The 23,276-nt window shown below is 63.3% G+C and carries 25 protein-coding genes and 1 pseudogene; 12 read left to right on the top strand and 14 right to left on the bottom strand.

The features are described from left to right. Positions 1–14: 14 nt before the first annotated feature. Positions 15–317, top strand: coding sequence for a hypothetical protein (locus G6N82_RS12280; protein WP_165196850.1), 303 nt, complete (start codon positions 15–17; stop codon positions 315–317). Here G6N82_RS12280 and G6N82_RS12275 read toward each other — a convergent pair. Further along, the gene (locus G6N82_RS12275) at positions 314–1,414 is read right to left on the bottom strand and encodes an AraC family transcriptional regulator (RefSeq protein ID WP_165196848.1); all 1,101 of its coding nucleotides are present in this window, start codon (positions 1,412–1,414) and stop codon (positions 314–316) included. The two genes, G6N82_RS12280 and G6N82_RS12275, sit on opposite strands and share 4 nt — an antisense overlap. A gap of 227 nt (positions 1,415–1,641) precedes the next feature. On the opposite strand from G6N82_RS12275, the gene G6N82_RS12270 reads away from it, so the two are divergent. The 3 genes from G6N82_RS12270 (at position 1,642) to G6N82_RS15065 (ending at position 3,708) form a co-directional block, all read left to right on the top strand. Further along, on the top strand, positions 1,642–2,424 hold the full coding sequence (locus G6N82_RS12270; RefSeq protein WP_165196846.1) for a hypothetical protein: 783 nt from the start codon (positions 1,642–1,644) through the stop codon (positions 2,422–2,424). A 15-nt stretch (positions 2,425–2,439) separates the two neighbouring features. Then, positions 2,440–3,051 (top strand): hypothetical protein, encoded by a 612-nt coding sequence (locus G6N82_RS12265; protein ID WP_165196844.1) that lies wholly within the window; start codon positions 2,440–2,442, stop codon positions 3,049–3,051. 165 nt (positions 3,052–3,216) lie between these two features. Beyond that, the gene (locus G6N82_RS15065) at positions 3,217–3,708 is read left to right on the top strand and encodes a hypothetical protein (protein WP_241255098.1); all 492 of its coding nucleotides are present in this window, start codon (positions 3,217–3,219) and stop codon (positions 3,706–3,708) included. Positions 3,709–3,715: 7 nt separating this feature from the next. Here the strand turns inward: G6N82_RS15065 and G6N82_RS12255 are convergent, their stop codons facing one another. The 8 genes from G6N82_RS12255 to rpsU form a co-directional block, all read right to left on the bottom strand. Next, positions 3,716–4,177: a tRNA (cytidine(34)-2'-O)-methyltransferase gene (locus G6N82_RS12255; RefSeq protein WP_165196841.1), complete on the bottom strand. Its 462-nt coding sequence runs from the start codon at positions 4,175–4,177 to the stop codon at positions 3,716–3,718. Between the two features lie 10 nt (positions 4,178–4,187). Then, the gene (gatB, locus tag G6N82_RS12250) at positions 4,188–5,687 is read right to left on the bottom strand and encodes an Asp-tRNA(Asn)/Glu-tRNA(Gln) amidotransferase subunit GatB (RefSeq protein ID WP_165196839.1); all 1,500 of its coding nucleotides are present in this window, start codon (positions 5,685–5,687) and stop codon (positions 4,188–4,190) included. After that, positions 5,684–5,842: a glutamyl-tRNA amidotransferase gene (locus G6N82_RS12245; protein WP_241255097.1), complete on the bottom strand. Its 159-nt coding sequence runs from the start codon at positions 5,840–5,842 to the stop codon at positions 5,684–5,686. Before G6N82_RS12245 ends, gatB begins: the two co-directional genes overlap by 4 nt. Then, positions 5,839–7,320 carry an Asp-tRNA(Asn)/Glu-tRNA(Gln) amidotransferase subunit GatA gene (gene gatA / locus G6N82_RS12240; protein WP_165196835.1) on the bottom strand — a complete coding sequence of 494 codons (1,482 nt, stop codon included), beginning with the start codon at positions 7,318–7,320 and terminating at the stop codon, positions 5,839–5,841. Before gatA ends, G6N82_RS12245 begins: the two co-directional genes overlap by 4 nt. Then, on the bottom strand, positions 7,320–7,622 hold the full coding sequence (gatC, locus tag G6N82_RS12235) for an Asp-tRNA(Asn)/Glu-tRNA(Gln) amidotransferase subunit GatC (protein WP_165196833.1): 303 nt from the start codon (positions 7,620–7,622) through the stop codon (positions 7,320–7,322). Before gatC ends, gatA begins: the two co-directional genes overlap by 1 nt. Positions 7,623–7,680: 58 nt before the next feature. Continuing rightward, the gene (locus G6N82_RS12230; protein WP_165196831.1) at positions 7,681–9,393 is read right to left on the bottom strand and encodes a DUF4153 domain-containing protein; all 1,713 of its coding nucleotides are present in this window, start codon (positions 9,391–9,393) and stop codon (positions 7,681–7,683) included. 58 nt (positions 9,394–9,451) lie between these two features. After that, positions 9,452–10,030, bottom strand: coding sequence for an FKBP-type peptidyl-prolyl cis-trans isomerase (locus G6N82_RS12225; protein WP_165196829.1), 579 nt, complete (start codon positions 10,028–10,030; stop codon positions 9,452–9,454). 127 nt (positions 10,031–10,157) lie between these two features. Continuing rightward, positions 10,158–10,364, bottom strand: a complete 207-nt coding sequence (gene rpsU, locus G6N82_RS12220) for a 30S ribosomal protein S21 (RefSeq protein WP_021690322.1) — start codon at positions 10,362–10,364, stop codon at positions 10,158–10,160. A gap of 203 nt (positions 10,365–10,567) precedes the next feature. Here rpsU and crcB point away from each other — a divergent pair, with 203 nt between their 5' ends. From crcB to G6N82_RS12190, 6 genes are read left to right on the top strand one after another with little or no spacing between them, the layout of a single operon-like run. Next, entirely contained in the window at positions 10,568–10,981 is a 414-nt protein-coding gene (gene crcB, locus G6N82_RS12215; RefSeq protein ID WP_165196827.1) for a fluoride efflux transporter CrcB, read from the top strand. Further along, positions 10,978–12,114 (top strand): RluA family pseudouridine synthase, encoded by a 1,137-nt coding sequence (locus G6N82_RS12210; RefSeq protein WP_165196825.1) that lies wholly within the window; start codon positions 10,978–10,980, stop codon positions 12,112–12,114. Before crcB ends, G6N82_RS12210 begins: the two co-directional genes overlap by 4 nt. After that, positions 12,114–12,731: an FMN-binding negative transcriptional regulator gene (locus tag G6N82_RS12205; protein ID WP_165196823.1), complete on the top strand. Its 618-nt coding sequence runs from the start codon at positions 12,114–12,116 to the stop codon at positions 12,729–12,731. Before G6N82_RS12210 ends, G6N82_RS12205 begins: the two co-directional genes overlap by 1 nt. Then, positions 12,728–13,378 carry an HAD-IA family hydrolase gene (locus tag G6N82_RS12200; RefSeq protein ID WP_165196821.1) on the top strand — a complete coding sequence of 217 codons (651 nt, stop codon included), beginning with the start codon at positions 12,728–12,730 and terminating at the stop codon, positions 13,376–13,378. Before G6N82_RS12205 ends, G6N82_RS12200 begins: the two co-directional genes overlap by 4 nt. Next, positions 13,375–13,593 carry a hypothetical protein gene (locus tag G6N82_RS12195; RefSeq protein ID WP_165196819.1) on the top strand — a complete coding sequence of 73 codons (219 nt, stop codon included), beginning with the start codon at positions 13,375–13,377 and terminating at the stop codon, positions 13,591–13,593. Before G6N82_RS12200 ends, G6N82_RS12195 begins: the two co-directional genes overlap by 4 nt. Further along, positions 13,590–14,285, top strand: coding sequence for an ATP12 family protein (locus G6N82_RS12190; RefSeq protein ID WP_165196817.1), 696 nt, complete (start codon positions 13,590–13,592; stop codon positions 14,283–14,285). Before G6N82_RS12195 ends, G6N82_RS12190 begins: the two co-directional genes overlap by 4 nt. Before the next feature lie 6 nt (positions 14,286–14,291). On the opposite strand, the gene G6N82_RS12185 is transcribed toward G6N82_RS12190, so the two are convergent. The 4 genes and pseudogenes from G6N82_RS12185 to G6N82_RS12170 all read right to left on the bottom strand — a co-directional run bounded on the left by G6N82_RS12185 (position 14,292) and on the right by G6N82_RS12170 (position 17,860). Beyond that, positions 14,292–14,870, bottom strand: coding sequence for an ABC-type transport auxiliary lipoprotein family protein (locus tag G6N82_RS12185; RefSeq protein ID WP_241255096.1), 579 nt, complete (start codon positions 14,868–14,870; stop codon positions 14,292–14,294). A gap of 57 nt (positions 14,871–14,927) precedes the next feature. After that, on the bottom strand, positions 14,928–15,875 hold the full coding sequence (locus G6N82_RS12180) for an MlaD family protein (protein ID WP_165196815.1): 948 nt from the start codon (positions 15,873–15,875) through the stop codon (positions 14,928–14,930). A 43-nt stretch (positions 15,876–15,918) separates the two neighbouring features. Then, positions 15,919–16,752, bottom strand: a complete 834-nt coding sequence (locus G6N82_RS12175) for an ATP-binding cassette domain-containing protein (RefSeq protein ID WP_165196813.1) — start codon at positions 16,750–16,752, stop codon at positions 15,919–15,921. Beyond that, a pseudogene (locus G6N82_RS12170) lies at positions 16,749–17,860 on the bottom strand (ABC transporter permease). The gene G6N82_RS12175 and the pseudogene G6N82_RS12170 overlap by 4 nt, the downstream one beginning before the upstream one ends. Before the next feature lie 107 nt (positions 17,861–17,967). Between G6N82_RS12170 and G6N82_RS12165 the strand changes: the two are divergent. Both G6N82_RS12165 and G6N82_RS12160 read left to right on the top strand, forming a co-directional pair. Next, a complete protein-coding gene (locus G6N82_RS12165) occupies positions 17,968–20,757 on the top strand; it encodes a valine--tRNA ligase (RefSeq protein WP_165196811.1) in 2,790 nt (929 codons plus the stop codon). Between the two features lie 6 nt (positions 20,758–20,763). Then, the gene (locus tag G6N82_RS12160) at positions 20,764–21,498 is read left to right on the top strand and encodes a 7-carboxy-7-deazaguanine synthase QueE (protein ID WP_165196809.1); all 735 of its coding nucleotides are present in this window, start codon (positions 20,764–20,766) and stop codon (positions 21,496–21,498) included. A gap of 125 nt (positions 21,499–21,623) precedes the next feature. On the opposite strand, the gene G6N82_RS12155 is transcribed toward G6N82_RS12160, so the two are convergent. Next, positions 21,624–23,234, bottom strand: coding sequence for an ATP-binding protein (locus G6N82_RS12155; RefSeq protein WP_241255264.1), 1,611 nt, complete (start codon positions 23,232–23,234; stop codon positions 21,624–21,626). Positions 23,235–23,276: the final 42 nt, after the last annotated feature.

Raw genomic sequence — 23,276 nt, 5'->3', positions numbered from 1 at the left:
TTGAGGAGAATTCCATGTCACTTTCCGGAACCTATAACACCACCGTGAAAAGCCCGATGGGCGATCAGAGTGGCACCTTCACTGTCGTCGACAATGGCGATGGCACCTTCTCCGGCAAGATGGCCGGATCGCTGGGCAGCATGGATGCGGAAGACGGCAAGGTCGATGGCAACACGCTGACCTGGAAGATGCAGATGGTCGTTCCCATGCCGATGACGCTCGATTGCACGGCCACGATCGAAGGCGACACGCTGGCAGGCAGCGTCAATGCCGGTGCCTTCGGCGCAATGCCGCTGACCGGCGAAAAAGCGGCCTAAGCGCCTATCCCGCGATTACCGAAAAGGGCCGTCGGAGCAATCCGGCGGCCCTTTCTCCATTGCGCCGGGGCAATCCCGAATCGGCGCTTGAATGAACGGACAAAGGCAGAGGCATCGCTATATCCCACGCGCTCAGCCACCACATAGACCGGCAATTCGCTGTGAAGCAGCAATTCCTTGCCGAGGCTCATCCGTGCATGATCGAGAGTGTCGCGGAAGGAAATGCCAGCGTCTGCAAATAGACGCGCCAGCGTCCGTTCCGACAAGCCATGCAGCCGGGCAATTTCGGCAAGCTGCGGAACCCGCGCATATTCTGCAAGCGACCGCCGCAACATCTCTTCCAGAGCGCCCTTGTTCAAGGGCGCAGGCTTGCCGACACGGGCATCTCCCAGCCTTGCCTGCCCGATGGTCGCGTTCCACGAAACTGGATCAAAGTCAGGGTTGCTCGCTTCAAGCAGACGGTTCGGGATCGAGATCCGGGCGGTGGATGAGGCGCGCGAGAACCGGCACGGCAAGAGCCGACGGAGCACCGCGCCCGAATGTACCTGCTCGATCGAAATCTCGGAAAGGTCGTCTGCCGCAGTGTTCGCCATACCCACGAAGGAGCGAACCATAAGGAAGAAAACGACCAGTACCGCGCTCTCCACTATTGGCAGGAAAGGTCCGAGCGCGGGATTCAGTTCAATGGCGATTGTGTCACACTCTTCTGCCTCGTTCACCGATACGCGGATGGGTGCATTCCGCAGGTCTATCGAAGCGGATCGTGACCAGATTGCCGCCTTCAGATCGGGGGCGGCCAGGACTTGCGCCTCGCCCGGGTAGCGCGGCCATTCCAGCATCAGTTCCAACAGCCGTTTCTCTCCCACATGCCGCAGGAGATTTGCCAGCAATTGCAGGTCATCGATCAGGCGAATCTGCCCTGGTAGCGATTTGGCAGGAGGAAACGACGCTCCGTCGAAGAGCCAGGTGGGCCAGCCAAGGCTTGCGGCCCAGAAGCGCGTCACACCTGCCGGCATCAACGCCGATGCCATATCGGAATGATACTGGCCGATTGCGGCAATACACTCGGCGTAACGGTCAGTTTCGATGCGCGACATGATTCGCAAGTGCTCCTGCCCCTATGTCCTCCAAGCTTCCCATATTGGCAGGAAATGTCAATTTTCTGGCAGTTCTTACCGATATCTGCCCGGCTGAAGCTTTGCTAGCCTTCGCAGGCACTTGGGCGGTTGGGTCAAGCCAAGGGTCGCCGTGGGAGCCAGTTCTGCTTGGCTCTCCTCGCATAATAACAGCCGTCTACCGTTTCGTTTGATGTGGGGAGAATTCCATGAAGACCTTTATGCCAAAATTCCTGATCGGCGCAGTTGCAACAACCGCGCTCGTCGCCACGCCGGTATTGGCCGAAAAAGCAGCCCAGTTGGTGGATATTAACGGCATGCGCGGAAGCAGCGCCGAAGGCGCGCTCCAATCGCGCGGGTTCGCTCACACATCCACCAACAAGAATTCGATGGGTTACGCCTATAGCTATTGGTGGAACGAGCGCGATGACAATTGCGTGGTGGTAGAGGTTTACAATGGCCGCGTAGAGTCGATCAATGACGCAACCGATCAGGATTGCGGGCACCATAAGGGCAGCGCCGGGGCTGCAGTGGGCGCTGTCGCTGGCGCTGCAATCCTGGGTGCTCTGCTGAGCCACAAGTCGCACCACCGCGAAGGCAAGCAATACGACGAAACGCAGACATCCGAGTTCGAGCGTGGGTACAAGGATGGCCTCTACAACGGCGCGTATCATAATTATAACCGCAACGATGCTTATGCCCATGGTTACGAGAAGGGCGTAGAGGAGCGCGAGGCCAACCTCAGCCACCATCACCGCCGGGGTGGCTATGTCCAGACCGCACGCATCGACGATCTGCAGGGCGCACGCGCGGCTGGCGGCATGGATGAGCTCCAGCGTCGGGGATTCCGCCAGGTCGACAATTTCACCAGCGGCAACACCCGGTATTCGATCCAGTGGCGCCCCGAATCACGCCAATGCGTGCAGGTGACGATCGCGGACGGTCACTTCAACGATGTCCGCGACATCGGTCAGCACCCGAACTGCCGCTGATTGGGGAGTGGACCGATGAAGCGAACCTATCTGCTGGCAGGCGCCATGGCGCTTGCCCTCTCCGCCTGCAGTGGCGGCGAAGCTGACGAGCCTGCCGCAGCTGCCGAGGAAGTGGCAGCCATACCTGAAAGCCTGGCACCCTTCGGGGACGGCTATCCCACAGCCGGCGCACCATGCCGCCAGCTTGGCGAGAGTGCGGCAACCTCGAACTACCTTGATGACAGCGCGCTGCTGATTGGCTGCCCTTCCGATGAAACGGCAGCCATGCTGGGCGGCAAGGTTGTCGGCAATGTCGAGGGTGTCCGCCTCGTCAGTGTGCCGATGGGCGATGCCAACACCGGAATGCCCGAGGGCCCGCCGATGCAGTCACCGGTCGAGCAGACAGCTGCCGCCAAGCCAAGGGAGGTTGCGATCCGGGGCGCAAACGGCCTCGAAGGTCGTTGCGCCAAAAGGGTTGCCAGCGAGACTGGGGCACGGGTTATCGGCACCAACCGGATCGAGGAATCTGAGGCCGCGATCGGCATTTACGTCAATGTCGAAGGAGCAGAGGCCCCTTGGCGCTGCCTGGCCTATCGCGACGGGACAATCGGAGAGGTGATGTACACCGGAAGCGAGGGAGCTCTGTAAGCGGCTCGGAGCCTTGCTCTTGCAGGATTGCCAGGCTCCAAACCGCTGCCTGGAAGGATGGGGACGAAGCCCTTCGGGTATGGCCTTCAGACAATCGGGGCCACCTCGTTCTTCCAGGCAGCCTGGCCAGGATTATCGCAAGTTCGGATTGGAAGGGGTCTCAATATGATCAGGCAGTTTTGTGCGGCTACGTTGCTGGTGACGCTTGCGGCTTGCGGCGGCAATTCAGGCGAAGGTGATGAGGCGGCCAAAGCCGTGGATGTAGAAAACGCGGCTACCGGACCTGAAGAGTCTACGACGATGGCCAATGGCGAACCAGCCTATGGCTTTGGCGACGCCAAGGATCCCGAGACAGGATACCACGCAACCACGATTCTCAAATGTGGCTTTGACAACGCCTCGCCGACACAATCATGCGAGGCTGGGGTAAAGCGCAACTGGAATGGCGAAGGCGAACATCTGGTCGAAGTGACCAAACCCGATGGCCGCAAGCGCGCGATCTTCTTCAAGGGAACCGAAGCCTATGGCGCGGACAGCGCGCAAGCAGACGGATCGGCAGGCTGGGATTTCAAGACTACGCGCGATGGCGACCAACTAACCATCAGTTTCGGCCCGGAGACCTATGTGATCGTCGATGCCTTCATCGAAGGCGGCTGACTAGGCGTTAGCGCGGCAAATGCGCCCGCAATGCCTGATAGGCCGCCGCCGCAACGCTGTTCGCCAGGTTGAGCGAGCGGACCTTGTCCGATCGCATCGGCAGGCTCACCATCTGCTCGCGATGCGCTTCGACAATTTCGGGCGGGATGCCCTTGGTTTCGCGCCCGAACACCAGATAAGCATCCGCCGGATAGTCCGGCTCGTAGAAGCTGCGCGGCGCGTACTCCTCGAACAGGTAGAGCTGGTCAGGGCGCGGCGCACGATCGGCGATGAAGTCTGTCCAGCTGGCGTATTCGGACAGCCGGATATGCGGCCAGTAGTCGAGCCCCGAACGCTTCACCCGTTTGTCCGAAATCTGGAAACCAAGCGGGTGGATCAGGATCAGCTCCATATCCAGCGCCACACAGGTGCGCCCGACCGCGCCCGTATTGCCGGGAATTTCCGGTTGGACGAGGACGATGGAAGTCATCGTCTAATGCTCAGCCGTCCAGCTTGTCCTTCAGGATCTGGTTGACCACCGCCGGATTGGCTTTGCCCTGCATCGCCTTCATCGTCTGGCCGACGAAGAAGCCGAACAGCTTGTCCTTGCCGCCGCGGTATTCCTCGACCTTGTCCATGTTGGCGGCGATGATCGCGTCGATCGCGGCTTCGATCGCGCCGGTGTCACTGACCTGCTTCAGCCCTTCGCTGTCGGCAATCTCGTCCGGGGCGCGGCCGGTCTTGAGCACGATCTCGAAGATTTCCTTGGCCTGGCCGCCGCTGATTTCGCCGGCATCCTGCATCTTCAGGATCGCGGCCTGCGCCTCGGCAGTCGCGTGGGCCGGATTGCCTTCGTCGCCCAGCGCCTTGATCACGCCGGGCGCGACCGAGAGCGACCAGTTGGCAACCTGCGTCGCCACGTCCTTTTCGGCCTTGCCGAGCTTCTCCGTGACTACGGCCAGCAGGGTTTCAAACCGCGCAAAGGTTTCGACCTCGGCGGTCAATTCGCGGGCGTTATAGGGGGTTAGGCCCAGTTCGTTCTCATAACGGGCGCGCTTGGCGTCGGGCAATTCGGGCAGCGAGGCGCGGCATTCCTCAAGGAAGCTGTCGTCGAGTTCCAGCGGCAGCAGGTCCGGATCGGGGAAATAGCGATAGTCGTGCGCGTCTTCCTTGCTGCGCATGGTTCGGGTGGTGCCGGTGCCCGGATCGAACAGGCGGGTTTCCTGTTCCACCGCGCCGCCGCTTTCGATCAGGTCGACCTGGCGGTTCGCCTCATATTCGATCACCTGCATAACGAAGCGCACCGAGTTGACGTTCTTGGTCTCGGTCCGCGTGCCGAAGGGCTCGCCCGGACGGCGCACGCTGACGTTGACGTCGGCGCGCATCGAACCTTCTTCCATATTGCCGTCGCAGCTGCCGACATAGCGCAGGATCGAGCGCAGCTTGCGCACATAGGCGCCCGCTTCGGCGGGGCTGCGCATGTCCGGCTTGGACACGATCTCCATCAGCGCCACACCGCAGCGGTTGAGATCGACATAGGACATGGTCGGGTGCTGGTCATGCATCAGCTTGCCTGCATCCTGCTCGACATGGATCCGTTCGATCCCGATCACCTTGTCTTCGGGAATTCCTGCCTTCTCGTCCGCATCGATGGTGAGGCTGCCCTCACCCACCAGCGGGTGATAGAGCTGGCTGATCTGGTAGCCCTGCGGCAGATCGGCATAGAAATAGTTCTTGCGGTCGAACCGGCTCCACTTGTTGATCTGCGCCTCGATCGCCATGCCGGTGCGCACCGCCTGGCGAATGCACTCGCGATTGGGTACGGGCAGCATGCCGGGCATCGCCGCATCGACGAGACTGACCTGCGCGTTCGGCTCTGCCCCGAAAGCGGTCGCCGCGCCCGAAAACAGCTTGGACTTCGAAACGACCTGCGCGTGAACCTCAAGGCCGATCACGACCTCCCATTCTCCGGTTGCGCCCTGGATGCGATAATTGCTCATTTCCTGTCCTCGTCCTCGATCACCTTGCCATCCGGCCCGAAACGCGCTTCGCCGTGATCGACGTTCTTCCGCACCCAATTGGCGACCATGAAAGTCACCGGTACAGCCAGCGCGATCGCCACCCCGGCGATCAAGAGCGCCGGATCGGCGCTCACCACCACTTCTCCGGCTTGGCGGTGAAGTTTGCGCGGCTCTGGATTGCCAGCCCTGCATTGAGCACGCCTTGCTCGTCGAACGGTTTGCCCACCAGCTGGAGGCCGAGCGGCAGCCCGTTATCGGTCAGCATCGCCGGCACGCTCATCGCCGGAAGTCCCGCGAGCGAGGCGGGTACCGCGAACACATCGTTGAGATACATCGTCAGCGGATCTTCGTTGAGCGAATTGAGCGGGAAGCTCGGCGTCGGCGTGGTCGGTGCCAGGATCACGTCGCAATCCGCCCAGGCCCGCTCGAAATCGCGCGCGACCAGCGCCCGCACCTTCTGCGCCTGGTTATAATAGGCGTCATAGAAGCCCGCGCTCAGCACATAGGTGCCGATCAGGATGCGGCGCTTGACCTCATCACCGAAGCCCGCGGCACGGGTGGCAGCATACATATCCTGCAGGCCCGCGCCCTCAGGCAGGTTGCGCAGGCCATAGCGCACGCCGTCATAGCGCGCGAGGTTGCTGGACGCTTCGGCCGGGGCGACGATGTAATAGGCGGGCAGCGCATATTTGGTGTGCGGCAGGCTGATATCGACGATCTCCGCGCCCGCATCGCGCAGCCATTCCTTGCCCTGGTCCCAGCTCTTCAGGATCGCCTCGTCGGTGCCATCCATGCGGTATTCGCGCGGAATGCCGACTTTCTTGCCCCTGAGGTCAGGATTGAGGCCGGCCTCCCAGGCGGGCACCGGCATGTCGAGCGAAGTCGCGTCCTTCGGATCGAAGCCCGCCATCGCTTCGAGCATGATCGCGCAGTCCTCGACAGTGCGCGCCATCGGCCCGGCCTGGTCGAGGCTGCTGGCGAATGCCACGACGCCCCAGCGCGAGCAGCGGCCATAGGTCGGCTTGATCCCGCAAATGCCGGTGAACGCAGCGGGCTGGCGGATCGAGCCGCCGGTGTCGGTGCCGGTCGCGGCGGGCGCGATCCGCGCGGCAACCGCGGCCGAGGAACCGCCCGAAGACCCGCCCGGGCTCATCGCAGCATTGCTGCCTGCCTTGCGCCAGGGCGAGCTGACATTGCCGAAATAGCTGGTTTCGTTGGAAGAACCCATCGCGAACTGGTCAAGGTTGAGCTTGCCCAGCATGCCCGCGCCCGCAGTCCACAGGTTCTGGCTGACGGTGCTTTCGTATTCGGGCTTGAACCCTTCAAGTATGTGGCTGGCAGCGGTGGTCTGCACGCCATGGGTGGCGAACAAGTCCTTCATGCCGATCGGCACGCCCGCCATCTTGCCCAAAGTCTTGCCCGCTGCACGGTCGGCATCGACCTTGTCCGCGGCGGCCAGCGCGTGATCCGGCGTGGTGACGATAAAGGCGTTGAGATCGGCCGCAGCGGCCACAGCAGCGTTGAAGCTTTCCGCCACTTCGCGCGCGGTGAAATCGCCCGCCGCGACCCCGTCACGGATCGCCTTGACGCCCAGTTCGGTGTGATCAGCCATTATTCGATCACCTTGGGCACGCCGAAGAAGCCGTGTTCGGCTGCAGGCGCATTGGCAAGTACATCGGCGCGCTTGCCGCCGCCGGTCAGCGGATCGGCATCGACGACGTCGTCGCGCAAGCGCAAATGATTGGGGATCACCGCGGTCATCGGCTCGATGCCGGTCACATCGACTTCGCCCAGCTGGTCGACCCATTTGAGGATGCCATTGAGCTCGGGCACCATGCGCTCGAGCTCTGCATCACCCATCTTGATGCGGGCCAAAGAGGCGATCTTGGCCACGGTTGCTTTATCTACGGACATAGCCGCGCGTTAGCGGTGCGTGCGGCGCGCTTCAAGCGGGAGTTGCGGCGGAAACACGCTATTCGAACGGTTGGCCAACCGGCTGATCGCCGACATAGAGCTGGCGCCCTTCGAAACGGCGGAGCTCGATCCTCCCTTCGCGCTCGACCCTTTTCGCGTGATAGGTACCAAGCATCAGGATTTTGCCATCCTGGACCCAGTATTGGACGATCTCGGCTTTCTCGCGGTCATAGACAAGGAATTGCGGGTTCTCCCCGATTATCAGCGCGATCAGCGGACCTGCCTCGACTTCACCCACCTCGACCGCGCGGCATCCACCCGGACAAGTGAAAACCTCGCGCTCCAGATGCGCTCGCAAGGCTTTTTCGACTGCCGGATCCGTAACGGTGATCCGCGCCTTGGCGGCAAGCTCTCGCTGATCGGCGCGGGTCGTGCCGTAATAGGGCCTCCGGTCCAGCTTGAGCGTATCGCTTGCGAACTTGGCGATTTCCGCATTCTCGCTCTTGGCCAGTTTCGCCAAGGCATCACGCCCAGCCTCACCAAAGTCCCAGCGCAGCGCGACATAGTCGAAATCGTCGGCGCTCACATCGCCACGCTCGAGCCGGGCGAGCTGGTTGCTGGCCGAAACCGCGCCGAAATTGAAGAGCGGCAGCGCCAGGATGAAGGCAATAACGCAGGTCAGCACCGCCAGGTGGAGGTTCGCTTGCCGCAGCAGGTCGCGCCAGCCTGCGCGCCGCCCGCGAAGGGCCGCGACAAAGTACCCCACGCCATAGGCCACGGCGACCGCAATCGCGACCAGCGCCCACAACCGTTCGGGGCTTAGGCCATGCTGGCCGATCCGTGTGCCCATCGAAATCGCCGCCATCACCGATAGCGGCAGGATCCCCAGCGCCAGCACGAAGCCCGCCAGCCGCAAAATGCGCGAATTGCTCGCCTGCTCGTCCTCGTCGCGCACCACGGCATTGGCGAGCACGAAGCACCCGACCGCAATCGAAAGCAGCAAGGGCGTGGCGCTCTTGGTCGCTTCCCATAGCACGTCGAGCCCCGATGCCGCGACCGCAAGCAGGAAGATGACCAGCGCAATCGCCAGCGGCACCGCCAGGATCGACAGCACCAGCAGGACCACATTCTGCAGCGTGCCGATGATCTTCAGCTGGTTGCGCAGCACACCCAGTGCAGCACCGAAGGCTGCACCGGAATACAGCCAGCCGAACCAGGTTTCGTCAATCAGGTCCTCCAGCAAGTCGATCTTGATGACGCTGAACAGCTCCGCCAGCAGTGCAATCAGCGCCCAGGCCAGGCCGACAAAGGCCAACGCGCCCGCCCCGCTGATGGCATCGGTCCAGACGTGGAAATGGGTCACCTTGTAGCTTGTGCCCCAGCGCAAACGATGAAAGCCCGCCTGGAACAGCGGCAGCGCCAGCGTGACCGCCAGTATGCCGGCCGCGACCCAGAATTCCTCGTCGGCATAGCGATCGCCCGCGCTAGTCGCGCGCCAGGCGATCCCCGCCATGACCAGCGCCACCGCTGCGGCAAAGATGGCGGGCGCTTTCCAGCGATCCTGTGCCAGCGTGAACGCCAGCGCCAGCGGGCCAAACACCGCCGCGGCGGCCAGCGCCATACGCCATGGGACGTTCTCTCCGCCATCAGCCGCGAAATAGACCAGCAGCCCGGCCAGCCCCAGCAGGGCGGCGAGCAGCCAGGGCCGCAAGGGCCAGTCATGCAGGACTGCCTCGTCGGCAGGGTGAACGATTGCGCTTTGGTCAGCCATCCGGCGGTTGTCGCAGGTTTGAACCTGCGATCAACCCGCTATCCGGCTTAGTCCATTTTTACGGTTGAGGAACCGGCGCACCTTCAGGAGCGCCTTGCGGGCCGCCTGGCGCGCCCTGCCCCTGCATCATCTGCTGCATGATGCTGAAGCGGCGCTCGGCATCTTCCTGGCTCATGAAATCGACCAGCTCGACTTCGAAGGTCAGGTCGGAACCCGGCGGGATCTGCGATTGCGGCGGCGGGGCATCGCCATAGGCCAGCTCGGCCGGGATGCGCAGCGTATACTTTCCGCCCTTCTCCATCTGCTTGAGCCCCTGGTAGAAGCCTTCGACCATCTGGCCGGGCTGGATCAGCATCGGGATTCCGTCAGGGAACACGCCCGGAGGGAACGGCGAGGAATCGGCTTCATCGAACACCGTGCCATCGTCCAGCATGCCCTTGTATTTGATAAAGGCCACATCGCCATCGGACGGGCTGGCGCCGGTCCCAGCGGTGATTTCTTCGACTTCGATTCCCGTCGGCAGGGCCGACCACGCAATGCCCGCACCGATCAACACCGCTACGATCACCCCCAGCCACAGCTTGGTGAGCGAGCCTTTTTCGATCGGCTGGATGGGTACGCGGGTAACTTCGGCCATGGATATCAGTCCTGCTGCATGAAAACGGGCGCCGGATGCGGGAATGCAAAAGGGCGCGGAATCGAACCGCGCCCTGATGGCTTATCGTGAAGATGCGTTCAAGCTGGAAAGCTTGGCCACAGACGTCTTACTTGACGCCGTCGCGTTCCATCCGCTTGCGCTCAAGCTTGCGCGCACGGCGCACGGCAGCAGCCTTTTCACGGGCGCGCTTCTCGCTCGGCTTCTCGAAGTGGCGGCGCAGCTTCATTTCGCGATAGACGCCCTCGCGCTGCAGCTTCTTCTTGAGCGCGCGGAGAGCCTGGTCGACATTGTTATCGCGAACGATGATTTGCATAAATTCCTATACCTCACAGCAATGAAACAGTGCCCGCATGCGCGCGGGTTGCCCCACTTGAAATTCAACGAAAATGCGCCGAATCCGCACCGCGGTCGGCCCTATCGAGGGGCGCCCTAGCCAAATCACTCGCTTTTGGCAAGGCTTAGCACGCAAAAAGCGCCGCTAGGCAGCAGGCCCAAGCGCCGTTAAGGAGGGCCGCAATGTCCGCCGCCCTATCTCCATTCGCCGCCAGCCTCAACGTCGCCATCGGCGGCGGAGTGGGCGCGCTGCTGCGCTACCAGCTGGGGCGCGGCATGACGCACTGGCTTGGCCCGCAGGTTGTCACCGCGTTCCCTTGGGCCACGCTCGCCGCCAATGTGATTGGCAGCCTGGCAATGGGCCTCCTCGCGGGATGGCTGGCGCGCCACGGATCCACGCATGGCGAACAATGGCGTCTGTTGCTGGGTGTGGGCCTGCTGGGCGGGTTCACCACTTTCAGCGCTTTCAGTATGGAATTGATGGTGCTGATCGAGCGCGGGCAGGCGGCGACCGCCCTGACCTATGCCGGGGTATCGGTGCTCGCCGGGCTGGTGGCGCTTTATCTCGGCCTGATCGTGATGCGGGTGGCAGCATGAGCCAGCCACGACCATCAAGCGAGGTGCGCCAGTTCACCATCGATGCCGATGACGATGGCGTGCGGCTCGACCGCTGGTTCAAGCGTCACTTGCCGCAGATCGGCTTCGGCACGGTCTCCAAATGGGCGCGCACCGGGCAATTGCGCGTCGATGGCAAGCGGGTGAAGCCCGAAGATCGCCTCAGCGCCGGGCAAGTTCTGCGCGTACCGCCCGGCGGGGAGGAGGCTGGACGCACCAAGCCCAGGCCCCAACGCCAGCTTTCGCCCGATGAGATCGCCGAAGCGAAGGCGATGGTGATCAAGGAAACGAAGAGCGCGATCGTGCTCAACAAGCCGCCGGGCCTGGCCACACAAGGCGGCAGCAAGACCCACAAGCATGTCGACGGATTGCTCGACGCCTTCGTCGAGGGCGATGCGCCGCGCCCGCGCCTGGTCCACCGGCTCGACAAGGATACTTCCGGCGTGCTGCTGATCGCGCGCACGCCCGGCAGCGCGGCAAGCTATTCCAAGCGCTTTTCCGGGCGCAGCGCACGCAAGATATACTGGGCGCTGATCGTGGGCGTGCCCGATGTGAAGGAAGGCACGATCGACGCGCCGCTCGCCAAGCAGCCGGGCACTGGCGGCGAGAAGATGCATGTCGACATGGAAGGCGGGCAACCGGCCAAGACGCGCTATCGCGTGGTCGATACCGCGGGCAAGAAAGCCGCCTGGGTCGAGCTGGAGCCGCTGACCGGGCGTACCCACCAGCTGCGCGTCCATATGGAAGCGATCGGCCATCCGATTGTGGGTGACGGCAAATATGGCGGGCAGGATGCCTTCCTGACTGGCAGCATCAGCCGCAAGATGCACTTGCACGCGCGGCGGCTGGTGATCGGCGAACCGGGTGGCGGCAAGCTGGACGTAACCGCAGAGCTTCCCGAACATTTCGCGGCAAGCATGGAGCAATTGGGCTTCGATCCGGCGATGAGCGATGCCTCGCCGGTGCGCGAGGACATCACCGAAAAGACCCGCGCCGAGAAGAAGCAGGCCGCGCGCCAGCATGCCAAGCAGTACCGCAAGAGCCAGCGCGGCCCGCGCCGGGCGCGCGGCGGGGCCAGCAAGCCCAAGGGGCCGGCGAAGGGCAAGAAGCGCTGATGCATCCCAATCCCGCCTATCACACCGATGATCGCGAACTGATGGAAACGCTGATCGAACAGATCGGCTTTGCGATGGTTTTCGCGCAAACGCCCGACGGGCCGCGCGTCGCCCACACTCCGGTGCTGTTGCTGCGCGAAGGCGATCAGGGCACCAACAGGCTGCAATTTCACCTCTCGCGCGGCAACGCCCTGACCCGGCATCTCGATGGCTTGACCGCGCTGGCGGTCGTCAACGGGCCGGAAGCCTATGCCAGCGCGCGCTGGTACGAAGACCCGACGCAGGTGCCGACCTGGGATTATGTCAGCCTGGAGCTTGAGGGGCGCGTGCGAAAGCTGGATGACGCTGAGCTGTTCCAGCTGCTGGAGCTGCTTTCTGCGCGGCAGGAAGCACGGGTTGAAGGCGGGGAGCCATGGACCATGGCCAAAACGCCACCGGAAAAGCTGCGCAAGCTGCTCGGCGCGATTGCCGGCTTCGAACTGGAGATCCAGGCCTGGCGGCCGACCTTGAAATTGCACCAGAAGGCACCGCAGCACGAACGCAAGCGGGTGATCGCCGGGCTGGAGGCGCAGGGATCGCAGGCGGTCGCGGCCTTGATCGGGGGACTGGCCAAATGAGCCGCCGCCTGGCGATCTTCGATTGCGACGGTACGCTGGTGGATGGGCAGGCGCATGTGTGCGACACGATGGAGCAAGCCTTTATCGAAGCAGGCCTGCCTCCGCCCGATCGCAACGAAGTGCGCCGGTCGGTCGGGCTGAGCCTGCCGGTCGCCATCCGCAAGCTCGCCCCCGAAGTGGACGATGCGCTGAATGCGCAGCTGGTGCATGCCTACAAGCAGGGCTTCTTTGCCCGCCGGCAGGAAGGGTTGATCCATGAGCCGCTTTATGACGGCATCCATGATTTGCTGCACAGGCTCGCGAGCGACGGCTGGCTGTTGGCCGTCGCCACCGGCAAGTCCGAACGCGGGCTCAACGCCTGCCTTGCCCAGCACGGGCTGACCGAATTGTTCGTCTCGCTCCAGACCTCGGACCACCACCGCTCCAAACCGCATACCGATATGCTGGAGGCGGCGCTGCTGGAAGCTGGCGTAGCGGCGAATGCGGCGGTGATGATCGGCGATACCACATTCGATATCCTGATGGCGCGCGATGCCGGGGTGCGCGCGCTGGGCGTGGCCTGGGGCTATCACACGCCCGAGGAATTGCTGCAGGCTGGCGCCGAACACATCGCCGGCGTGCCGTCAGACCTGGAAAAGCTGTTGTGATCGACGATCAGGAAGCCTTGGCACGAAAGCGCTTCATGGTCATGAACCTGATGCGCGTGAGCGGGTTGGTACTGGTGCTACTGGGCATCGCCATAGCTCGCGGCGTGATCGACCTGCCAGCTCCGGTCGGCTGGGTGCTGGCCGCGATTGGCCTGTTCGATTTCTTTTTCGTGCCTTCCTTGCTTGCAAGAAGCTGGCGCAAGAACGACCGATGAAGCGCTTTTATCGCAATGTAGAGGTCGCCGCAGGCGATGGCGGCTGGCAGGTGCAGCTCGACGGGCGCGGCCTCAAGACCATCGGCGGCAAGCCGCAGCTTGTGCCCTCGCACGCACTGGCAGAGGCGCTGGCGCAGGAATGGGCCGAGCAAGGCGAAGAGATTGACCCTGCCTGCTTCATCCTGCGCGACCAGGCCGATTATGCGATCGATATCGTCGCGCCGGATCGGGACGCGACGATCGCCACCCTGCTGGGCTTCGGCGAAACCGACACGCTGTGCTATCGCGCCGATCCGGACGAGCCGCTCTACCCCCGCCAGCTGGAAGAGTGGGAGCCGCTGGTCGAGCGGATTGAAGCGCGCCATGCCATGCGCTTCACCCGCATCAGCGGGATAATCCATCGCCCGCAGCCGCCCGAAACTTTGGCGCAATTGCACGCGCAGTTGGAAGAGTTCGATCCCTTCACGCTGGCAGGACTGCACGGCATGGCATCGCTCGCCGCGTCGCTTTGCATCGCACTGCTGGCGCTGGAGGAAGACGCCGACGCCGCCAGCCTGTGGCGCGCCGCCAGCCTTGAAGAGGAATGGCAAGCCGATTTGTGGGGCCGTGAAGAAGAGGCGGAAGCACGCCGTGCAAAGCGCCAGCGCGATTTTCTGTCGGCTGAGGAATTCGTGCGGCTGGCGCGCAGTTAGCGCGGCCTATTTCGCCCAGTCCGCAACCTGCCGCGCCACTTCATTGGCAGCGCGGTTGAGCGCCGCCCCCACCGGACCAGGTTCGGCCAGCACGCCTTCCTCGACCGCTTCGAACCGTTGCTGGCGCACAGAGCCGTCTTCGCCCAGCAGCGTGGCATCATAACGCACCACGACGGCGGACCGCGACGCGTCATAGCCGAATTCGGTAAGGCTGCCGCGCAACTGCATGCCGCCGCGCGCGGCCGGATCGCCGCCGGCCAACACAACCTTCTCGCTGCGCACGCGGATGGTTTCCGCCAGCACCCGCCGGAATAGCTGCGCGGGCCGCTCCACCCACACGGCATGCTTCAAATAGGCCAGGTTGGAACTGTCGATCTTCACCGGCACGCGCAGCACGTCGATCTCGGCCGGGACTGTTGGCTCATGCAGGGCAATCGTTTCCGCTTGCGAGGCATTGAGCGCGCTGCCCGCCGGGGCCGACATTTCAGGGGTCAGCGTCAGCAGACTTTCGGGTGGCTTGGCACCGCCCAGGCTAACGCAGCCCGTGAGCGCCAGCAGGGCCGCGGCCAAGCCGAAACGGGCCAAGGCGGAAGATCCGGGAGCGGGAATGCAGCATAGCGCGATCTTTCGTCATGGCGGTTCTCATGGCTTGTAATCCGGCAGGCTTTCGCCCTTCAGCACCGCGCCCGCGCCCTGGCTTTCGAGCCGTTCGGTCACCTTGCGAAGTGCACGGCTGGTGGCTTCAAGATCGCGCAGCGTCGCTTCCGCAGCGGGAATCGTCGTTTGCGACAACTGTTGCGCCGCCGGCTGCGCCGCGTCGAGCGTTTTTGCCAATGATGCAGAAGCGGCATTGAGCGACTGAAGCGTACCGCGCAGCTCCTTGGCCAAAGCCTGCCCTTCCTTGTTGATCACCTGGTCGGTCGACCCCATCACCTTTTCGAAGGCGTCAAGCGCTTCGGCCGCTTCCTTCAGTGTGACCTGCAGGTCTTGCAGCGAGGCGTTCACCTCTGGCGCGGTTTCGGCAAAACTGGCGGTCATGGCATTGGTGTTGCGCAGGATCGCTGCGATCTGGTTCTGGTTGTCGTCCGACAGGACCTGCGTCATCCGCTCGGTCAGCGTGGCCAGACGTTCCAGCAACACCGGGGCGCTGGCCAGGATTTCGTTGAAACCGCCGCGCGCGGGCGGGATCAGCGGATAGCCTTCCGGGCACGCCGTGGTGTCACAAGTGATCGGCGGGGCGTCCTTGCGCGCGCCATCGAGCAGGATGGTCGAAACGCCGGTAAAGCTCGCCTGGATGGTCGCGGTGGTACCAACCAGTACAGGCACATCGTCTTTCACCTTGATCCGCACGCGCACGAATTCGGGATCCTGCCGCCACAGCGCGATTTCGCTCACCTGCCCCACCGGGACGCCGGCAAAGGAGACCTGGCTGCCATTGGCAAGACCGGACACCGATTGCTGGAACAGGATGTCGTATTCGTTCTGGGCGCCTTCACCCAGTCGCGCGATCCAGACGATAAAGGCCGCCAGCGCCGCCAGCAGCGCCAGCGTGACTGCGCCTACCCAGATATGATTGGCCCGAGTTTCCATTCGCGTTCCTTATGGCCTTCCCGGCTGGCAATTGTCCATCGACTTACCGCTTCGCATCGGCCCGGTCCTTGCTGTCGCGCGCCGCTCGCCCGCGCGGCCCGTTGAAATATTCGTCAATCCAGGGGTGATCGATTTCCAGCAGTTCGGGAATCGTCCCCACCGCGATGATGCGCTTGTCCGCAATCACCGCCACCCGGTCGCAAATCTCGTAAAGGGTGTCGAGATCGTGCGTGATCAGGAACACGGTAAGGCCGAGGGTTTCCTGCAATTCCTTGGTCAGCCGGTCGAAAGCGGCGGCACCGATCGGGTCGAGGCCCGCGGTCGGCTCATCGAGGAACAACAGTTCCGGGTCGAGCGCCAGCGCACGCGCGAGCCCGGCACGTTTCCTCATCCCGCCAGAAAGTTCGGAGGGGAATTTGTTCACCGCGCTTTCGGGCAGGCCCGACAGCAGCACTTTGTAGCGCGCGATTTCGTGCCGCAATTCGTCTTCGATGCTGGGATAGAATTGCTTCAACGGCACTTCGACGTTTTCGCCCACGGTAAGCGTCGAAAACAGCGCCCCGCCCTGGAACAACACGCCCCAGCGACGGCGAACGCCGATCTTCTGGTCGAGATCGACGCCGCTGATGGTCCGGCCCAGCACTTCGATGTGACCGGCAGCGACCGCCTGCAGCCCGATGATCGCGCGCATCAGTACTGACTTGCCGCTGCCCGATCCGCCAACCACGCCCAGGATTTCGCCCCGGTTGACCGAGAGCGACAGGTTCTCATGCACCACGTGCTCGCCGAAAGCGGTCTTGAGCCCCTCGACCACGATCGGGTGATCGCCGCGAAAGCGTTCGTGCTGTTCCGGTGCGGTTTGTCCCAGCAGGCTCATCCCCAGCCAATCTCCGTGAAGAACACCGCGAAAAAGGCATCGAGCACGATCACCGCGAAGATGGCCGAAACCACCGCCATGGTGGTGCGCAGGCCGACCTCTTCGGAATTCCCGCGCACCTGCATGCCATGATAACAGCCCGCCAGCGCCACGATCAGGCCGAACACCGGTGCCTTGATCAGGCCGACCCACAAATCATGCGTGGGCACCACCTCCTGGATGCGAATCAGGAAGGTCCAGAACGGAATGCCCAGCAAGAGGTCACCCACCACCGCGCCACCAACGATCGCCACGACCGAGCTGTAAAAGCCGAGCAGCACCATCATGAAGGTACAGGCCAGGATGCGCGGCACCACCAAAGCTTCGATCGGGAAATGCCGATCGTGCGCATGGCGTCTATTTCCTCGGTCAGCTTCATCGTGCCGATCTGCGCGGCAAAGGCCGAACCGGACCGGCCGGCCACCATGATCGCCGTCATCAGCACGCCCAGTTCGCGCAAGGTGATGCGCCCGACCAGGTTTACCGTCAGCGATTCCGCCCCGAACTGTTCGAGCTGGACTGCGCCCTGCTGGGCGATGACGATCCCGATCAGGAAGCTCATCAGCCCGATGATCGGCAGGGCGGACACGCCAACCAGCTCCATCTGGCGGACGAAGGCCTTGCCGCGAAACCGGCTCGGATGCGCGATCAGGCTGCCACAGGCGATCAGGATCTGCCCGAGAAAACCGATAACGCCGACAATGCCGTGCCAGCTCTTGAAGATCAGCTCGCCCGCGGCCTCCGGCACGCGTTCCCACAGCGGCAAGCGCGGCGGGGCGATATCCGCATCGCTGCGCGCCGTGCCGACTGCCTTGAGCAGCCGCTGCGCGCGATCATCCGCCCCGCTTATCTCGGCATAGAGCCGCGCTGCCAGCTGCAAGGCGACCCAGGCGCCGACCGTGTCGATTTCGGTGACGCCGGAGATGTCGATCTCGTCGAATTCGCCTTCGATCCGGGCCAGGTCCTGGTCGATCGCGCCGATGGTCGAGACGAGATATGGCCCGGTGAGGACCAGCCTCGCCGCACCGCCACTGTCATGCTCGATGGAAAATTCGGCCCCGCCGCTCATGGTGGCAGGGTATGCGGGGAAAATCGAACCATAACAAGCGCGCAGTTGCCGCGGCACGTTTGAATCGTTGCACCTGGCGTCCCTCGCTGGCAAAGGCGCTGACCGTAATGACCAAAGAACTCGACAAGACTTTCGACCCCGCCGCAATCGAGGCGAAATGGTATGCCCATTGGGAGCAGACCGGCGCATTCCGCCCGTCGCGCCCCGATGCCGAGCCGTTCACCATCGTCAACCCGCCGCCGAACGTGACCGGCAGCCTCCATATCGGTCACGCGCTCGACAACACGCTGCAGGACGTAGTGATCCGCTATGAGCGGCTGCGCGGCAAGGATGCGCTGTGGGTGGTGGGCACCGACCATGCCGGGATCGCCACGCAAATGGTGGTCGAGCGCCAGCTTGAGGAACGCCAGGACAAGCGGACCAACTACTCGCGCGAGGAATTCGTGCAGAAGGTGTGGGAGTGGAAAGAGGAAAGCGGCGGCACCATCACCCGCCAGCTGCGCCGCCTGGGTTGTTCGATGGACTGGTCACGCGAGCAGTTCACCATGGACGAGCACTTCACCAAGGCGGTGCTCAAGGTGTTCGTCGATCTTTATAACAAGGGCCTGATCTACCGCGACAAGCGGCTGGTGAACTGGGACCCGAAGCTCAAGACCGCGATCAGCGACCTTGAGGTGGAAAGCCGTGACGTCAATGGTCACATGTGGCACTTCAAATACCCGCTGGAAGGCGGAGAAACCTATATCTACATCGAGCGCGATGCGGACGGGAATATCGTGCTGGAAGAAGAGCGCGACTATATTTCCATCGCAACTACGCGGCCCGAAACGATGCTGGGCGATGGCGCTGTAGCAGTGCATCCCGATGACGCGCGCTATGCGCCGATCGTGGGCAAATTGTGCGAGATCCCGGTCGGTCCGAAGGAACACCGGCGGCTGATCCCGATCATCACCGATGAGTATCCTGATCCCGATTTCGGATCGGGCGCGGTCAAGATCACCGGTGCACATGACGAGAACGATTTCGGCGTGGCCCAACGCAACCGCATTCCAATGTACCGCCTGATGGACGAAGCCGCCGCGATGCGCAGCGACGGCTTGCCTTATGCAGAGGCCGCAGCAAGGGCGCTGGAAATAGCGCGAGGTGCAGAAGCTGACGCAGCCGAGATCGACGCGCTCAACCTTGTGCCGGACGAATATCGTGGGCTCGACCGTTATGAGGCGCGCAAACGGGTCGTGGCGGACATCGACGCCGATGGCTTGATGATAAAGGTCGAAGACAAGGTCATCACCCAGCCCTTCGGCGATCGCGGCGGCGTGGTTATCGAGCCGATGTTGATGGACCAGTGGTATGTGAATGCTGCCGAACTGGCGAAGAAGCCGATCAATGCGGTCAAAAGCGGCGAGATCGAGATAGTCCCCAAGAGCTGGGAAAAGACCTTCTTCAACTGGATGGAGAACATCCAGCCGTGGTGCGTTTCGCGTCAGCTGTGGTGGGGCCACCGGATTCCAGCGTGGTATGACGCTGAGGGCAATGTGTTCGTGGCTGAAACCGAGGCGGAAGCGCAGGCGCAGGCCGGTGACGGCGTTGCCCTAACCCGCGATGAAGACGTCCTCGACACGTGGTTCTCTTCCGCGCTGTGGCCCTTCGCGACACTCGGCTGGCCGGAGCGGACCGACCTGCTCGAAAAGCACTATCCCAACGACCTGCTGATTTCCGGCTTCGATATCCTGTTCTTCTGGGACGCGCGGATGATGATGGCGGGATACTTCAACATGGGCGAGCGCCCGTGGAACAAGCTGTACCTGCACGGACTGGTGCGCGCGGCAGACGGACAGAAGATGTCCAAGTCCAAGGGCAATGTCGTCGATCCGCTGGGCCTGATCGACAAATATGGCGCGGATGCACTGCGGTTCTTCATGGCGGCGATGGAAAGCCAGGGCCGCGACATCAAGATGGATGAAAAGCGGGTCGAGGGATACCGCAACTTCGCGACCAAGCTGTGGAACGCCACGCGCTTTTGCCAGGCGAACGGCATTGGCGCTTCGACCACGATCAAGGCGCCGGAAGCGCGGCTCGCCGCCAATCAGTGGATCATCGGCGAAGTCCAGCAGACGGTCGAAGCGCTCGATGCCGCGATGGCCGATCTGCGGTTCGACGCGGCGGCGAACACGATCTACCAGTTTGCCTGGTCGCGTTTCTGCGACTGGTACCTTGAGCTGATCAAGCCGGTGTTCGCGGACGGCGCGAGCGAAACGGCCGCTGCAGAAACCCGCAAAGTCGCCGGCTGGGCGCTCGACCAGATCCTGGTGATGCTGCACCCCTTCATGCCCTTCATCACCGAAGAGCTGTGGCACGCGCTGGGGACCCGCCAATATGACCTGATCCTGGCGCAGTGGCCCAATCCGCGCGCAAACGTCAGCAAGCCGGCAACCGACGCGATCGACTGGGTGATCGACCTGACCACCAGTGTCCGCAGCGCCAAGAACGAACTCGGCATTCCGCCGGGCGCCAAGCTGGTGGCATATCTGCCCGCACCTTCCGACCTTGCGAGCAGCACTATCGAGCGCAGCAGTGCGGCGATCGAACGGCTAGCCCGCCTGACACCCGTAACGCTTGGCGATGCGCCCGCCGGCCCGGCGATGCAGGTCACTGCTGGCAGCGATGTGTTCGTGATCCCGCTTGAAGGCATCATCGACATCGATGCCGAACGCGCCCGCCTCGAAAAGGCGCTGGCCGCCAGCCAGAAGGAAGCGAAATCGCTCGAAGGGCGGCTCGGCAATCCGAACTTCGTCGAGCGCGCCGCGCCCGAAGCGGTCGAGAAAGCGCGCGCCGACCACGCGCACCATGCAGCCGAAGCCGAGCGGCTGCAGGCGGCGCTGGAGCGGCTGGGGTAGGATGAATTGGCGTTAGTCCTAGCTACAGACGATACCGGTGGAGCCGAGATTTTCGCCAGCCTGCAGGGCGAAGGGCCGAGCGCGGGGATGCCGGTCGCCTTTGTCCGCCTGAGCCGGTGCAACCTCGCCTGCACCTGGTGCGACACCGCCTACACCTGGCATTTCGAGGGCGATAACCGCCCGCACCGCGATGGGGTGACCTTCGATCGCAAGGCCAACCAGGTCACGCTGGAAGTGGCCGATGTCGCTGCGCGCATTGCGGCGCTGGGCCAGAAGCGGCTGGTGATTACAGGCGGCGAGCCATTGCTGCAGGCGGGCAAGCTTGCCGAACTGCTCGAATTGCTGCCGGACATGACAGTCGAGATCGAAACCAACGGCACTGTCGCCGCGCCCGCGCGGCTCGATATCCGCGTCGACCAGTACAACGTCAGCCCCAAGCTCGCCCATTCGGGCAATGACGCCGAACTGGCGCTGATCCCCGAACGGCTGGACGCTTATGCCACCGATCCGCGTGCCTTCTTCAAGTTCGTGATCGCGAACCCGGACGATGTCGAGGAAGTGCTGACGCTGCAGCGCCGCTATCGCTTCCGCCCCGGCCATGTCTACCTGATGGCCGAAGGTACCGACAGCGCCACGCTGCGCGGGCGGCAGGCATGGCTGAGCGAGCTATGCCTGCAGCACGGTTTCCGGATGAGCGACCGGCTGCATATCCACCTCTACGGGGATACCAGAGGTACCTAGCTATGCTGGGATGAAACCGTTCGCGACCAGCGGACGGCAAAGGGCGACCGCCCGCCCGCAGCGGGTGCAGCTTGCTGCACGTCTAGCGAGGACGCACCCACGGAGGCGGGTGCGAAACTCAAGGGTCAGCCCTGGCTTCTCCAGCGTTGCACGACGCGGTGGACGACTTCCTCCTCGCCGCCGCTGGTGCTCCACAGCTCGACGAAGCTCGGGTCTTCCGAAGCCGGACGCTTGTTTTCCTCGAGGTTGTCGAAGGCCACGCGGATGGGAATTGCCACACCCTCGCCGCAGACGATGCATTCGCGGTTGCGCAGGGCGGGAATCGAATCGAGGAAGCCGCGCGCGCCTTCGGGCATGGCCGCGCGCACGAAGGCCTGGTCGCGGTCGTTGTTGAGGCGCATCGAGATGATCGTGCCGCACTGCGACAGCACGCCTTCGGCAAGGTCAGACGGGCGCTGCGTGATCAGGCCCAGCGAAATGCCGTATTTACGGCCTTCCTTGGCGATGCGACTGAGGATGCGGCCAACCGAAGAGCCATCGGCGTTCTTCTCGTTCGGCACGTAACGGTGCGCCTCCTCGCACACCAGCAGGATCGGTCGGGTGCGATCGTCGCGGCCCCAGATGGCGAAGTCGAACACCAGCCGGCTGAGCACCGCCACCACCGTGCTGGTGATGTCCGACGGAACGCCCGACACGTCGATGATCGAGATCGGCTTGCCTTCGCCCGGCATGCGGAACACCTTGCTGATGAATTCGACCATGGTGTCACCCACCAGCATGCCCGAGAACATGAACTGGTAGCGCGGATCGGCCTTGAGCTCGTCGAGCTTGTTCTTGATCCGCATATAGGGCGCAGACGATGTGGCCTTGTCGAGCTTGCCCATCTCGTCCTGCAGCTTGTTCGACAGGTCGGACAGCAGGTAGGGGATCGGCGAATCGACGGTGATCTTGCCGAGATGTTCAGCCAGGCGGTTCTTCGACCTTGCGTGCAGCAAACACTTGGCAAGGATGTCCGAATCCACCTGGCGTTCGTTACCCGCGCTGGTCAGCAGCACTTCGCAGTGTTCTTCGAAGTTCATCAGCCAATAGGGCATCTGCAGGTTCGACACGTCGAGGATCTGGCCGGTCTGGCGGAACGCCGCCGAATATTCGCCGTGCGGGTCGATCATGACGATGTGACCTTCGGGCGCAGCCTGGCAGATCCGGTGCAGGATCAGCGCGGCGCTGGTCGACTTACCGGTACCGGTGGAACCCAGCAGCGCGAAGTGCTTGCCCAGCATGGCATCGATATAGAGGCCGGCGCGGATGTCCTTGGTCGGGAAGACCGTGCCGATTTCGATATTGGCGCGCCCGTCGCTGGCATAGACCTGCTTGAGGTCCGTGGTGGTCGCCGGATAGATCATCGCGCCGGGAATCGGATAGCGCGTCACACCGCGGCGGAAGCCGCGCAGCCGTCCGGTGAGCTTTTCCTCCACGCCTTCGCCAAGGAAGTCGATATTGGCGAGGATCCCGCCGCCGCTGCGGCGATCCTTGCGCTGGTTGCGCACGCTGGCGAGCAGCCAGCTGTCACCCACGCGGATCTTGATCTGGCTGCCGACCTGCCCGGCTAGCGCCACCGAGGGATCGTCATCCTCCATGCATTCGTTGATGCGTTCGACATCGAGCGCAATTTCCGAACCGGAGCCGGCGATCTCCAGCACCACGCCGATCGGCAGGCGGGCGTTATCGTTCGGCATGTCGCCAGCTTGCGGTTGCGCTGCCGGGGCGGCAGGCGCGGC

Source organism: Altererythrobacter sp. BO-6, from assembly GCF_011047315.1.
Classification (GTDB): Bacteria; Pseudomonadota; Alphaproteobacteria; order Sphingomonadales; family Sphingomonadaceae; genus Erythrobacter.
The sequence above is the reverse complement of the archived record's forward strand: the minus strand, read 5'-3'. Positions and strand labels throughout refer to the sequence as shown.